12 protein-coding genes are annotated in these 13,623 nt (G+C 73.5%); 2 read left to right on the top strand and 10 right to left on the bottom strand.

Translation table 11 applies throughout. The features are described from left to right. Positions 1-34 precede the first annotated feature (34 nt). Positions 35-2,155: an amylo-alpha-1,6-glucosidase gene (locus IGA62_RS20270; RefSeq protein ID WP_145819315.1), complete on the top strand. Its 2,121-nt coding sequence runs from the start codon at positions 35-37 to the stop codon at positions 2,153-2,155. A gap of 66 nt (positions 2,156-2,221) precedes the next feature. Here IGA62_RS20270 and dapB read toward each other — a convergent pair whose 3' ends face one another. The 6 genes from dapB to truB all read right to left on the bottom strand — a co-directional run bounded on the left by dapB (position 2,222) and on the right by truB (position 9,483). Further along, the gene (dapB, locus tag IGA62_RS20265) at positions 2,222-2,986 is read right to left on the bottom strand and encodes a 4-hydroxy-tetrahydrodipicolinate reductase (RefSeq protein WP_186499988.1); all 765 of its coding nucleotides are present in this window, start codon (positions 2,984-2,986) and stop codon (positions 2,222-2,224) included. A gap of 68 nt (positions 2,987-3,054) precedes the next feature. Next, complete coding sequence (locus IGA62_RS20260) at positions 3,055-4,455, bottom strand: M16 family metallopeptidase (protein ID WP_377464236.1); 1,401 nt, start codon at positions 4,453-4,455, stop codon at positions 3,055-3,057. A gap of 108 nt (positions 4,456-4,563) precedes the next feature. After that, a complete protein-coding gene (locus IGA62_RS20255) occupies positions 4,564-6,930 on the bottom strand; it encodes a polyribonucleotide nucleotidyltransferase (protein ID WP_145819317.1) in 2,367 nt (788 codons plus the stop codon). A 233-nt stretch (positions 6,931-7,163) separates the two neighbouring features. Next, the gene (gene rpsO / locus IGA62_RS20250) at positions 7,164-7,430 is read right to left on the bottom strand and encodes a 30S ribosomal protein S15 (protein WP_123239140.1); all 267 of its coding nucleotides are present in this window, start codon (positions 7,428-7,430) and stop codon (positions 7,164-7,166) included. A gap of 190 nt (positions 7,431-7,620) precedes the next feature. Next, entirely contained in the window at positions 7,621-8,550 is a 930-nt protein-coding gene (locus tag IGA62_RS20245) for a bifunctional riboflavin kinase/FAD synthetase (protein ID WP_145819318.1), read from the bottom strand. Between the two features lie 48 nt (positions 8,551-8,598). After that, the gene (gene truB, locus IGA62_RS20240) at positions 8,599-9,483 is read right to left on the bottom strand and encodes a tRNA pseudouridine(55) synthase TruB (RefSeq protein ID WP_145819319.1); all 885 of its coding nucleotides are present in this window, start codon (positions 9,481-9,483) and stop codon (positions 8,599-8,601) included. A 201-nt stretch (positions 9,484-9,684) separates the two neighbouring features. Here truB and IGA62_RS20235 point away from each other — a divergent pair, with 201 nt between their 5' ends. Beyond that, positions 9,685-10,017, top strand: coding sequence for a hypothetical protein (locus IGA62_RS20235; RefSeq protein WP_232624719.1), 333 nt, complete (start codon positions 9,685-9,687; stop codon positions 10,015-10,017). Positions 10,018-10,047: 30 nt separating this feature from the next. Here IGA62_RS20235 and IGA62_RS20230 read toward each other — a convergent pair whose 3' ends face one another. The 4 genes from IGA62_RS20230 to IGA62_RS20215 form a co-directional block, all read right to left on the bottom strand. Beyond that, the gene (locus IGA62_RS20230; RefSeq protein ID WP_145819320.1) at positions 10,048-11,370 is read right to left on the bottom strand and encodes an MATE family efflux transporter; all 1,323 of its coding nucleotides are present in this window, start codon (positions 11,368-11,370) and stop codon (positions 10,048-10,050) included. Positions 11,371-11,881: 511 nt separating this feature from the next. Then, positions 11,882-12,091, bottom strand: a complete 210-nt coding sequence (locus IGA62_RS20225) for a DUF6186 family protein (protein ID WP_186500315.1) — start codon at positions 12,089-12,091, stop codon at positions 11,882-11,884. Beyond that, positions 12,091-12,498 carry a hypothetical protein gene (locus IGA62_RS20220; RefSeq protein ID WP_145819322.1) on the bottom strand — a complete coding sequence of 136 codons (408 nt, stop codon included), beginning with the start codon at positions 12,496-12,498 and terminating at the stop codon, positions 12,091-12,093. The genes IGA62_RS20225 and IGA62_RS20220 overlap by 1 nt, the downstream gene beginning before the upstream one ends. Before the next feature lie 54 nt (positions 12,499-12,552). Then, on the bottom strand, positions 12,553-13,605 hold the full coding sequence (locus IGA62_RS20215) for a DHH family phosphoesterase (protein WP_145822113.1): 1,053 nt from the start codon (positions 13,603-13,605) through the stop codon (positions 12,553-12,555). Positions 13,606-13,623 lie beyond the last annotated feature (18 nt).

Here is a 13,623-nt window from a genome sequence, read left to right as displayed (position 1 = left end):
GACCTCCGTTCCGCCGACGACCTGGAGTTCCCCTGTGACCGAACGGCACCTGCAACCCCTGCTGCACGAGCTGGTCGGAGTCGTCCACGCCCCGACCAGCGCACTCGGCGACGCGGCCGGGCAGATCCGGCCGGTCGGCGTGCAGGGCGTCTTCCACGCCGACGCCCGGGTGCTGTCCCGGGCCGAGCTACGCGTCAACGACCGGGAACCGGAAGGGCTGGCCGCCGGGGCGGACGGCCCCGACGGCGCCCGCTTCGTCAGCATCGCCCGCTGGCTCGGCGACCCGCACCCCGATCCCACCGTCCGCGTCGACCGGCTGCGTCGGGTCACCCGCGACGGTCTGGTCGAGGAACTGCACGTGGTCTCCACCGCCTCGGTCGGCGTCCGGGCCACGGTCAGCGTCGACCTCGGCTGCGACCTGGCCCCGATCGAGGTGGTCAAGTCCGGTGACAGCCGACCGGCGCTGCCGGCCCACCCCGGACCGGACGGCGGCTTCGGCTGGGCCGCCGGCGGGATCACCGTCACGGTCCACGGCGAGGGCGCGACCGCGTACGTCGACGGCGAGCACGCCACCGCACCCCGACTCGCCTGGCCGGTCGATCTCCCCGCCGGTGGTGGCAGCACCGTGCTGCGCTGGCGACTGACCGTCACCGACCCCCGCGCCGTCGTGGTGGCCCCGGTGGACGGCCCCGACTGGGCCCGTCCCGAGGTACGCGCCGACGACCGCCGCCTGGCCCGCCTCCTCGACCGCTCCCTGGCCGACCTGCGCGCGCTGCGCCTGGCCGAACCGAGCCACCCGGAGGACGTCTTCCTCGGCGCGGGCGTGCCCTGGTTCCTCACCCTCTTCGGCCGGGACAGCCTCTGGGCGGCCCGGATGATGCTCCCGCTCGGCACCGGCCTGGCCGCCAGCACGCTGCGGGTACTCGCCCGCCGGCAGGGCACCCGGGTCGACCCGTCCACCGGCGAGGCACCCGGCAAGATCCTGCACGAGCTGCGCCGCCACGAGTTCGCCCTCTCCGACGCGGGCCTGCGGCTCCCACCGGTCTACTACGGCACGGTCGACGCCACCATGCTCTGGATCAACCTGCTGCACGACGCGTGGCGCTGGGGTCTCTCCGCCGAGCAGGTCGAACCGCTGCTGCCCCACCTGGAGGCGGCGCTGCACTGGCTCGGCACGCACGCCGACGCCGACGGCGACGGGCTCGTCGAGTACGTCGACACCACCGGGCACGGCCTGGCCAACCAGGGCTGGAAGGACTCCGGCGACGCGGTGCGCTTCGCCGACGGCACGATCGCGCGGGCCCCGATCGTGCTGGCCGAGGTGCAGGGGTACGCGTACGAGGCGGCGGTGAACGGCGCAGCCCTGCTCGACGCGTTCGGTCGCCCCGGCGGGGACGCCTGGCGCGAGTACGCCCAGCGGCTCGCCGAGCGGTTCCGGGCCACGTTCTGGGTGGACGGCCGGCACGGCCCGCAGCCCGCCCTCGCCCTCGACCGGGACAAGCGCCCGGTCGACTCGCTGACCAGCAACATCGGTCACCTGCTCGGCACCGGCCTGCTCGACGACGACGAGTCGACCCAGGTCGCGCGGCTGCTCGCCACCGAGGAGATGACCGGCGGCTTCGGGTTGCGCACCATGTCCCGGGCCGACGGCGGGTTCAGCCCGCTGTCGTACCACTGTGGGTCGATCTGGACCCACGACACCGCCATCGTGCTCGGCGGGCTGGCCCGGGCGGGGCTGCACGACGCCGCGCGCACCCTCGCCGAGGGGCTGCTCCGCACCGCCGAGGCGTTCGACTACCGGCTGCCGGAGCTGTACGGCGGCGACGACCGGGACAGCCTGGGCCGTCCGGTGCCGTACCCGGCGGCGTGCCGCCCGCAGGCCTGGTCGGCGGCGAGCGCCGTCCTCCTCCTCCAGGCCGCCGTCGGCCTCTACCCGGACGTCCCCAGCGGGCGGGTGGCGCTCCGCCCGCTGGCCGGCCCCGAACTGGGTGCCGTCGCGGTGAGCGGACTCCGGATCGCCGGCACCCCCGTCGACGTGACCGTCACCGGCTACGGCGAGGTCAGCCTGACCAACGCTCCCGCCCACCTGGCTCCGGGGCACCTGCCCACCGTTCCCGCTCCGCGCACCGAGGCGGAGGCGCTCCCGTTCCGCTGACCACGTGGTTGGCGGCGGTCGTGGCGCGCCACGGTCGCCGCCACCGTCAGCGTGGCGCCCACCGGCTCAGAGGAGCGGGTCGAGACCGATGGTGAGGCCGGGTCGCTGCGGGACCTGGCGGACGGCGAGCAGGACGCCGGGCATGAAGGAGGCCCGGTCGTAGGAGTCGTGCCGGATGGTGAGCGTCTCGCCGGTGGTGCCGAACAGCACCTCCTGATGGGCGACCAGACCGGTGGCCCGGACCGCGTGCACGCGCACGCCGTCGACGTCGGCACCCCGTGCGCCCGGCACCTCGCTGGTGGTGGCGTCCGGCGACGGCCCCAGCCCGGCCTCGGCGCGGGCCTGTGCGACCAGCCGGGCGGTGTGCGTGGCGGTGCCACTCGGCGCGTCCAGCTTGCGCGGGTGGTGCTGCTCGACGATCTCGACCGACTCGAAGTACCGGGCGGCCTTCGCGGCGAACTGCATCATCAGCACCGCGCCGATGCCGAAGTTCGGGGCGATCAGCACGCCGACGTCGGGCCTGCCGGCCAGCCAGCCGCGTACCTGGTCGAGCCGCTGCTCGGTGAAACCGGAGGTGCCCACCACCACGCTGATCCCCCGGTCGATCAGCCAGCGCAGGTTGTCCATCACCACGTCGGGCGTGGTGAAGTCGACGACCACCTGGGCGTTCGCGGCGGCGGACAGGTCGTCACCCTGGTCGATCGTCGCCACCAGGTCGAGGTCGTCGGCGGCGTCGACCGCCCTGCACACCTCGACACCCATCCGACCCCGGGCACCCAGTACGCCGACCCGGACGGGCCCACCACGTCGCTTTCCCTGCTCGTCAGTCACGGGCACAACGTATCCCAAGCCGGGCATGGTCCAGCCTGCGGAACCGGGGACGCCCACCCTGCGGGCGGTCAGCCCGAGAAGTCGCCCTCGCCGAACGGGCCCACCACGGCCAGCGACATGGGTCGGCTGAGCAGCTCGGCGGCGAGGGTGTTGACGTCGTCCACGGTGACCGCGTCCACCCGGGACAGCAGTTCGTCGACGGGCATCAGCTCGCCGTAGAGCAGTTCGCCCTTGGCCAGCCGGCTCATCCGGGAGCCGGTGTCCTCCAGGCCGAGCACGAAGGAGCCCTTGGACATGCCCTTGCCCCGGGCCACCTCGGCCTCGGTCAGCCCGTCCGCGGCCACCCGGCGCAGCTCGGCGCGGGTCAGCTCCAGCACCTCGTCCACCTTCCCGGGCGCGCAGCCGGCGTAGACGGCGAACAGCCCGGAGTCGGCGTACTGGCTGGCGTAGGAGTAGACCGAGTACGCCAGCCCGCGCTGCTCCCGGATCTCCTGGAACAGCCGGCTGGACATGCCGCCGCCGAGCACGTTGTTGAGCACGCCCAGGGCGAAACGACGCTCGTCCAGCCGGTCGATGCCGGGGCAGCCGAGGATCACGTGCGCCTGCTCGGTCTCCTTCGGCTCGACCACGGTGGTGGCCGACCTCGTCCGGACCGCCGGCCGGCTCGCCCGGTGCGGGGCCGGGGACGCCGGCTCCGTGTCCAGCGGCGTGTCACGCAGCGCCTGCCGGACCAGCTTCACCACGGTGGCGTGGTCGAGGTTGCCGGCGGCGGCGATGACGATCTGCGGTGCGACGTACCGCTTCCGGTAGAAGCCCTGGATCTGCCGGCGGGTCATCGGGGTGACCGTCTCCTCGGTACCGGAGATCAGCCGGCCCAGCGGGTGGTCGCCGTAGACCGCCCGGGCGAAGATGTCGTGCACCTCGTCGCCGGGCTCGTCGTCGTGCATGGCGATCTCTTCGAGGATCACCCCGCGCTCGGTCTCGACGTCCGCCGCCTCGATCAGCGAGTCGGCGACCAGGTCGCACATCACGTCGATGGCCAGCGGCAGGTCCTCGTCGAGCACCCGGGCGTAGTAGCAGGTGTACTCCTTGGTGGTGAACGCGTTCGTCTCACCACCCACCGCCTCGATCTCGGCGGAGATGTCCAGCGCGGTCCGCTTGTGGGTGCCCTTGAAGAGCAGGTGCTCCAGGAAGTGCGCGGCACCGGACTGCGGGCCGGTCTCGTCCCGCGAGCCGACCGCCACCCAGATCCCGAACGAGACGCTGCGCATCGCCGGGATCGCCTCGGTGAGCACGCGCAGCCCGCTGGGGAGCACGGTACGCCGTACCGTGCCGCCCAACGGGTCGTCGCTCAGTGTCCGGGTCACCGCCCGGGCGGCGGCGGTCGGTCGGTCGGCACCGGCGGCGCGGGCCCGGTGACCCGTACCCCGTCGGCCTGCGGGGAAGGTTGCGTGGTCGACCCGACTCACAGGTGGCTGGCTCCTGACTGGACGACGCCGGTGGGGGTGGTGCCGTGTCCTCCGACGAACCAGCCCGGCTCGGCGAGCCGGGCTGGTCGACGGAACAGAACGGGTGGGTCAGCTGTGCCGGGTCCGGCGACGCGGACGGGAGTCGCCGCCCTCGCCACCCTCCCGGCGCGGGCGCTCGCCGCCCTCGCCGCCCTCGCCCCGGCTCGGGCGCTCGCCCCGGTCGCCACGCGGGCCCCGGTCACCCCGGTCCCGGCTGGCCGGACGCTCGCCCTCCTCGGCGGCGGCCGGCGCCTCGGCACCCTCCGGGCGGACCTTGTCCAGGTAGATCTTGCCGCGGGCGTCGATGTCCGCGATCTCCACCTCGACCTTGTCGCCGACGTTGAGGAAGTCCTCGACCTTCTCGACCCGCTTGCCGTCGCCCACCTTGGAGATGTGCAGCAGGCCGTCGCGGCCCGGCAGGAGCGAGATGAAGGCGCCGAACGCGGCGGTCTTGACCACCGTGCCGAGGAACCGCTCGCCCGCCTTCGGCAGGGTCGGGTTGGCGATGCCGTTGATCCGGTCGACCGCCGCCTGGGCGGACGGGCCGTTGGTGGCACCGACGTAGATCGTGCCGTCGTCCTCGATGGAGATCTCGGCGCCGGTCTCGTCCTGGATGGCGTTGATGGTCTGGCCCTTCGGGCCGATCACCATGCCGATCTTGTCGACCGGGATCTTGACGGTGGTGACCCGCGGCGCGTACTCCGACATCGTGGCCGGGGCCTCGATCGCCGCCTGCATCACGTCGAGGATGGTCTGCCGGGCCTCGTGCGCCTGCTGGAGCGCGGCGGCCAGCACGTCCGACGGGATGCCGTCGAGCTTGGTGTCGAGCTGGAGCGCGGTGACGAAGTCCCGGGTGCCGGCGACCTTGAAGTCCATGTCGCCGAAGGCGTCCTCGGCACCGAGGATGTCGGTCAGCGTCACGTACTCGGTCTTGCCCTCGACCTCGTCGGAGATGAGGCCCATGGCGATGCCGGCGACCGGGGCCTTCAGCGGCACACCCGCCGAGAGCAGGCCCAGGGTGGAGGCGCAGACCGAACCCATCGACGTCGAGCCGTTCGAGCCGAGCGCCTCGGAGACCTGCCGGATGGCGTACGGGAACTCCTCGCGCGACGGCAGCACCGGGATCAGCGCCCGCTCGGCCAGCGCGCCGTGGCCGATCTCGCGCCGCTTCGGCGAGCCGACCCGGCCGGTCTCACCGGTCGAGTACGGCGGGAAGTTGTAGTTGTGCATGTAGCGCTTGCGCGTCTCCGGCGCGAGCGTGTCCAGCATCTGCTCCATGCGCAGCATGTTCAGCGTGGTGACGCCGAGGATCTGCGTCTCGCCCCGCTCGAAGAGCGCCGAGCCGTGCACCCGGGGCAGCACCCCGACCTCGGCGGTCAGCGGACGGATGTCGCGTGGGCCCCGGCCGTCGATGCGGACCTGCTCGCGCAGCACCCGGTTGCGCACCTCGGACTTGGTCAGCGAGCGGAAGGCGGCGCTGAGCTCCTTCTCCCGGCCCTCGAAGCGCGGGCCGAGCTCCTCGGCGACCTTGGCCTTGATCCGGTCCAGAGCCTCCTCGCGGTCGGCCTTGCCAGCGATCTTGAGAGCCTCGGCGACCTCGGCGCGGACCAGGTCGGCCACCGCCGCGAAGACGTCGTCCTGGTAGTCCAGGAAGACCGGGAACTCGGCGACCGGCTTCGCGGCCACCTCGGCCAGCTCGCTCTGCGCCCGGCACAGCTCACGGATGGCCGGCTTGGCGGCCTCCAGACCGCTGGCGACGACCTCCTCGGTCGGGGCGGTCGCACCGCCGGCGACCAGCGCCACGGTGTGCTCGGTGGCCTCGGCCTCGACCATCATGATCGCGACGTCGCCGTCGGCCAGTGCCCGGCCGGCGACCACCATGTCGAAGGTGGCCCGGGCCAGCTCCTCGCGGGTCGGGAAGGCGACCCACTGCCCGTCGACGTGCGCCATCCGGGTCGCCCCGATCGGGCCGGAGAACGGCAGGCCGGAGAGCTTGGTCGACATCGAGGCGGCGTTGATCGCCACCACGTCGTACGGGTGCTGCGGGTCGAGCGCCAGGATGGTCTCGACGACCTGGACCTCGTTGCGCAGGCCCTTGACGAACGACGGGCGCAGCGGGCGGTCGATCAGCCGGCAGGTGAGGATCGCGTCCTCGCTGGGCCGGCCCTCGCGGCGGAAGAACGAGCCGGGGATCCGGCCCGCGGCGTACATCCGCTCCTCGACGTCGACGGTCAGCGGGAAGAAGTCGAACTGCTCCTTCGGCTGCTTGCCGGCCGTGGTGGCGGAGAGGACGACCGTCTCGCCGAGCTGGGCGATGACGGAACCGGCGGCCTGCCGGGCGAGCCGGCCGGTGGAGAAGGTGATCTCGCGGGTGCCGAGGGCACCGTTGTCGATCACGGCGGTACGGGATTCGGTGCCGAGTCGGTTCTCGGTCATAAGTAGGTCTTACTCCTCACGTCGGGGGGCCCACGACGCGCGGAAGCTGCTCAGACGGCCGGTCTTCGATCGAAGCGCCCGGGGGCCGGCGGATTCAACGCCGGGGATCCCGGGGGCCACTACCGGAGACCGGTACGCTGACCGGCTCCCGTCTCGGGTGGTCGCGCGGCCCTGGATTGTCGGTTGGTGACGCCGATCGGGGGAATGACCCGGTTGGTCACTCCCCCGTCACGTCACCGGCGCAGGCCGAGCCGCTCGATGAGCGACCGGTAGCGGTTGATGTCCTTCTTCTGGACGTAGTTGAGCAGCCGACGGCGACGGCCGACCAGCAGCAGCCCACGACGGCTGTGGTGGTCGTGCTTGTGCACCTTCAGGTGCTCGGTGAGCTCGGCGATCCGCTTGGTGAGCACCGCCACCTGGACCTCGGGGGAACCGGTGTCCCCCTCGGCGGTCGCGTACTCCGCGCGGATCTTGGCCTTGGCTTCCTGGTCGAGCGCCATTTTCTCCCTGTTTCGATGGGTTGTTCGTCAGGATCCGCCCGTCCCGTACGGGGTCGGAAACGGAGGCGAACCTCGCACCCGCGGCGTCGAGCAGGCGCGCGAGGCCCCACGTCGTTGAACGACGTCTCGGCCAGACTACCAGCATCCTGGGAAACCGCTCGTCGAAGGGCCGCGGGACGCGTCCGTCCGCTCAGCCCAGCGCCGTTCGGGTACGCGCGACGTCCTCGTTCATCTGCGCGATGAGCGGCTCGATCGCGTCGTACCGGCGCTGCTCGCGCAGGTGTGCCACGAAGTCCAGCGCGAGCCGCTCGCCGTAGAGGTCCCCGCTGAAGTCCAGCGCGTACGCCTCGACCCGACGCTCACGGCCGGAGAAGGTCGGGTTGGTGCCGATGGAGACCGCCGCCGCGAGCGGTTCCGACCGGCCCCGCCAGCTCAGCCGGGCGGCGTAGATGCCGTCGGCGGGCACCGCCGCGTACCGGTGGCAGAGCAGGTTGGCGGTGGGGAACCCCAGTTCCCGACCGCGCTGGTCCCCCCGGACCACCACCCCCTCCAGCCGGTGCGGGCGACCGAGCGCCGCCGCGGCCGGCCCGACGTCGCCGGCGTCGACGCAGGCCCGGATGTACGTCGAGGAGAAGACCGTGCCGTCCGCGGCGACCAGGGGCGCGCCCTCGACGGCGAACCCGAACGTCCGGCCGAGTCGTTCCAGCAGCGCCACGTCACCGGCGGCCCGGTGGCCGAAGCGGAAGTTCTCGCCGACCACCACCAGCGCGGCGTGCAGGTGCTCCACCAGGATGTCGTGCACGAACTGCTCGGCCGGCAGCCGGGAGAACTCGGGCGTGAAGGGCACCACGCAGAGCACGTCCACGCCGAGCGCCTCGACCAGTTCGGCCTTGCGCGCCGGCTCGGTGAGCACCGCCGGATGGGACCCGGGACGGACGACCTCGGCCGGGTGCGGGTCGAAGGTCACCACCACCGACCTGACACCCAACTCCCGGGCCCTCGCCACGGCGTGGCCGATGGTGGCCTGGTGTCCGCGGTGCACCCCGTCGAAGACGCCGATGGTGACCACCGAACGCCCCCAGCCACCGGGCACCGCCTCGTAACCCCGCCAGCGCTGCATCTCTCTCCTCCCCTGCCGCACCGTTCTCGGCCGGTGCGGTCCCCGGCGTCAGGCCGGGGCGAGCACGATCTCCGCGCGGGCCCGGCCCTCCCGCTCGCTGACGATAGCGATCAGCTCCCCGGCGGGGCCGAAGACCGCGTAGGGGCCGGCGATGCCGGCCGCGACCAACGGTCCACCGTGGGAGAGCACCCGGGCCTCGTCACCGCTGGCGTCCCGGCGCGGGAAGAACCGGTCGGCCGCCGCCGCGAGCGGGAGCGGGACCACGTCGGGGGCCCGCTGTTCCAGCTCCGGCAGGGTCGCCGCCTCGTCCAACGTGAACCCGCCGACCGCGGTCCGGCGCAGCGCGGTGAGATGCCCACCGACGCCCAGCGCGAGGCCGGCGTCCCGGGCGATGGCCCGGATGTACGTGCCGGAGGAGCAGGTCACGTCGACGTCCACGTCGACCAGGTCCGGTGCGTCCCGCCGGACGGCGAGCACGGCCAGCCGGGAGACGGTGACCCGGCGCGCGGCCAACGCCACGGTCTCGCCGTCCCGGACCCGCTTGTAGGCCCGCTGGCCGTCCACCTTGATGGCGCTGACCGCGCTCGGCACCTGGTCGATCTCGCCGGTGAGGGCGGCCAGGGCGGACCGGATCGCCTCGTCGGTCACCCCGGCGGCGGAGGTGGCGGCGGTGACCTCCCCCTCGGCGTCGTCGGTGACCGTGGTCTGCCCGAGCCGGATGGTGGCGGTGTAGCTCTTCGTCGCGCCGATCACGTACGTGAGCAGCCGGGTGGCCCGACCGACCCCGATGACCAGCACCCCGGTGGCCATCGGGTCGAGCGTGCCGCCGTGCCCCACCCGCCGGGTGCGGGCCAGCCGCCGGATCCGTGCCACCACGTCGTGGGACGTCATGCCACCGGGCTTGTCGACCACGATCAGACCGTCTGCGCTCACGTCGGCCAAGCCTGCCAGACCGTCCGGGACCGGTCCGCGCCGGACCGCCCGCCGGGAGCCGGGCGGTCCGCGCCGACGAAGGCAGCCGACCGGCCGGCGCGTAGGGTCGGAAAAGGGACGGCGGAGACCGCGATGCGGTGCCATCATCAGGCACCCGCTTCCCGTGCATGGAGCGGACCGACCGGTCACGGAGGAGCCCCGATGTCCACTGCGTACGACACCGACACCGACACCGACGGTCCGGACCGGGCTGGCCGGTCGGCCCGGTCGCGGCCGACCGGTCAGCCGTCGCAGCTGCCCGACTGGATGCGCGACCCGCCACCGGCCCGGCTCACCCTCGGCGACCGGGTCACCGCCGGGCTGCTGCGAGTGCCGGGAGCACCCCGGTTACGGCATGCCTGGTGGACGTGGCGGGACCGGCAACGGCTGCACCAGCGCTTCCCGAACTCCTTCAAGATCGTGGCCTTCTTCGTCTCCTGGGGGCTCGCCGTGGCCCTGCTGCTCGCCGCGTACGCCCTCTTCTCGCTGGCCTGACGACGGCAGGTCCACGCGGCCGCCGGGTGCTCAGTGGACGCCGGTCACCGCCCAGCGCCCGGAGCGCAGCCGCAGCGCCAGCGCGACCAGCCGGATCACGACGAAGAGGGTGAGACCCGCCCAGATACCGCCGAGGCCCAGGTCGAACGCGTAGGTGAGCCAGATCGCCGGCAGGAACCCGCCGAGGCCGGCGATCACGGCCAGGTTCCGCAGGTAGCGGACGTCCCCCGCGCCGATCAGCACCCCGTCGAGGGCGAACACCACGCCACCGAGCGGCTGGATCACCACGAACCACGGCCAGATCGCCGCCGCCTGCTCGCGCACCTGGGGATCGGAGCTGAACAGGGCCGGAACCAGGTTGGCGCCGACGGCGATGACCAGCGCGAACGCCAGCCCACAGACCCCGCCGAGCAGGCCGATCCGGCGGGCCAGCACGCGGGCGCCGGCCTCGTCCCCGGCGCCGAGCGCCGCCCCGACCAGCGCCTGGGCGGCGATGGCGAGGGCGTCGAGCAGCAGCACGGTGAAGAACCAGAGCTGCACGACGATCTGGTGCGCGCCGACCGCGGCGGCACCGAACCGCGCGGCGACGGCCGTCGCGGAGAGGAAGCTGGCCTGGAAGGCAACGCCCCGGACGAGCAGGTCCCGGCTGAGGGCCAACTGGTGGCGGATGACCCGCGGCCGGGGTCGCAACGACACCCGCTCGCCGACCAGCGCCGTGACGAACAGGACACCGCAGAGGGTCTGCGCGACGACGTTGGCCACCGCCGAGCCGACCAGACCCATCCCGACCGGATAGACCAGCAGCGGGCAGAGCAGCGCGGAGAGCAGGTTGGGACCGAGCACGTACCACAGCGGGCGCCGGGTGTCCTGGATGCCGCGCAGCCAGCCGTTGCCCGCGGCGGCCAGGAGCAGGCCGGGCGCACCGAGGGCCGCGATCCGCAGCCACTGGGCGGCCGCGTCGGCCACGTCGCCCGCCGACCCGGCCAGGGTACGCGCCAGCGGTCCGGCCAGGACCTGCATGCCGAGCGCGACGATCAGCCCGCCGGTGAGGGCGAGCCAGGACGACTGGACACCCTCGGCCACCGCGGCGGCCCGGTCACCGGCGCCGAAGCGACGTGCCGACCGGCCGGTGGTGCCGTAGGCCAGGACGCTGCCGAGCCAGGCGATCAGGGTGAGCACCGTCCCGCCGACCGCGACGGCGGCCAGCGGCACCCGGCCGAGGTGGCCGACCACGGCCGTGTCGACCAGGACGTAGAGCGGTTCGGCGGCGAGCACGACCAGCGCCGGCAGGGCCAGCCCGGCGATCCGCCGCGCCGACGCCACCGGTGCCGCGGGGGTGGCGGAGGCGGTCACCGCCCGATCCTGGCATGCCCCGCGTAACGTTTACAACCCTGCTCGCCCCTTACCGTCCCGTCGGCCGGAGCCCCCGCCGCTCACGTGACCGTCACGGACCGCACGGAGGATCGTCCAGCGTCCGGGCGACCCCGTGAGCGCGCGAGCGGGTGGGGCCGGACGGGTTACTGACGGGTGTCCATGGAGGTCTGGAGGGCGCGACGGGCCTGCTCGCGAGCCTCGTCGACGGTCTCGGGCTGGGGCTTGGTCGGCATGACGGTTCCCTTCCAGGGGAGGCACGCGTCGACGACGCGGCACACGTGGGCGTTCCTGCTGCACGCCCCGCCAGCGGCCGGGGGTGACCGGCTCGGCTGGCCCGGGCAGCGTGGACCCGGGTCGGTTCGACCCTGGAGGGAGGTGGCGTCCGGTGGGACCCACCACCAGTGGGCGACGCCAGCAGTACGCGCCGGCCCGCACCCAAGCTATCGTTAAGTTCCACATGTTGCCCGTGCTTCCCAACACGTGGACGCGTTCAGCGGGCGAAGAAGTGCCAGCCGAGCCACCACCAGAAGCCGAAGAGGCCGATCCGCCCCACCGGCACCGCGCCGACCTCGTACTGCATGACGTACGCGCAGACGTCACCGAACGACGGCACCCGCGAGCCCTCCCGGCGGGCCGCCCACTCGACGACGGCGAGCAGCACCAGCGAGGCCAGGAACCCGCCGATGGCCAGGGTCCGCATCATCGCCGCACCAGGCCCCAGAACGCCGCCAGCCAGGCGAACCAGGCAGCCGTTCGGACCAGCGGATCCTCCAGCAGGGGATCGGCCAGGCGGGAGAAGGTGGGGAAGTCGTCGCCGGCCGCCGCGACGAAGGTGGCCCCCTCGAACGCCCCGAAGACCACCACCGGCAGCACCCACCAGATCGCGCCCGAGCGCAGCCGCTCCGGCGCGGGGCGACGCGGCACCCGGTGGCTCAGCCCGAGCCAGACCAGCACCCCGCCGGTACCGAGGGTGTAGAGGTTCGCCGACGTCGAGAAGGAGGGGAACTGGCCGCCCACCAGAGACAGGAAGGCGAGCACCGGAACGACCACCACCGGACGGTCCCAGGCCCGGGGTGCCTCGGCGGCAATCTCGTGGGGCTGCTCCATCCCGCGATTCTCCCCTTCCGTCACGGAGTGCGGGAAGGCCGACACTCCCCGCGATCAGTCCTGCTCCACCGCCCGGACCAGCGCCGTGTCGAGTTCGGCCCGGATCCGGGCCACCACGTCCTGCGCCGTGCCGCGCCCGGTGAAGCCCGCCGCGAAACGGTGCCCGCCGCCGCCCAGGGCCACCGCGACCCGACTGACGTCCACCGCGCCCTTGCTGCGCAGCGAGACCGCCCAGCCGTCCTCGGCGATCTGCTTGAGCACCCCGCTGACGTCCGCCTCGGCGGTGCACCGCACCGAGTCGATCAACGGCTCCAGCACGTACGGCTGCTGGTCGTGCCGGGCCAGGTCGGCCAGCGTCGCGTAGGTCCAGACGAAGCCGTGGCCGCCGGCCGCCGCCGGCTCCAACCGGGTCCGGCCGAGCACGTCGCCGTAGAGACGGACGGCGCCGAACGGCCGGGTGTCGAAGATCCGCCGGGAGATCTCCCCCGGCCGGATGCCGGTGGCGAGCAGCCGGGCCGCCATCCGGTGCACGTCCGGGGTGGTGGCGTCGAAGCGGAACGAACCGGTGTCGGTGGCCAGCGCGACGTACAGGCACTCGGCGATCCCCGCGTCGAGCGGCACGTCGAGGCGGGTCAGCAGCTCCTCGGCGACCACCGAGGTCGCCGCGGCACGCGGGTCGACCAGGTGGATGTCACCGAAGCCGGTGTTCGAGGCGTGGTGGTCGAGGACCACCGCCGGGGCCGCGAGCGCCAACCGGTCGACCAGGTCACCCAGGCGGGACTCACTCGCCGCGTCGAAGCAGAGGACCAGATCCGGGTCGGGGTACGCCTCGACGGCCGGCACCAGCAGGTCGAGACCGGGCAGGTCCCGGAAGGGCTCGGGCACCTCCGGCGGACCGGGGAAGGTCGCCTGCACCCGGCGCAACCCGAGCCGACACAGCCCCAGCCCGAAGCCGAGCATGCTGCCCAGGGCGTCCCCGTCCGGATTGACGTGGCAGATCAGCAGCACCCGGGCGTCGGGGTCGAGCCGTCGCAGGGCGTCGACGGCGGCGGCCCAGTCGGCGTCGGCCGGACCGGACCGGACCGACGGGTCCTCCTCGACGAGCAACCCGCTGGTTGACCCGCC

This window comes from Micromonospora sagamiensis (assembly GCF_014680085.1).
Lineage (GTDB): Bacteria > Actinomycetota > Actinomycetes > Mycobacteriales > Micromonosporaceae > Micromonospora > Micromonospora inyonensis.
Note: the sequence above shows the minus strand (reverse complement) of the source record. Positions and strands in the feature narration are given on the sequence as shown.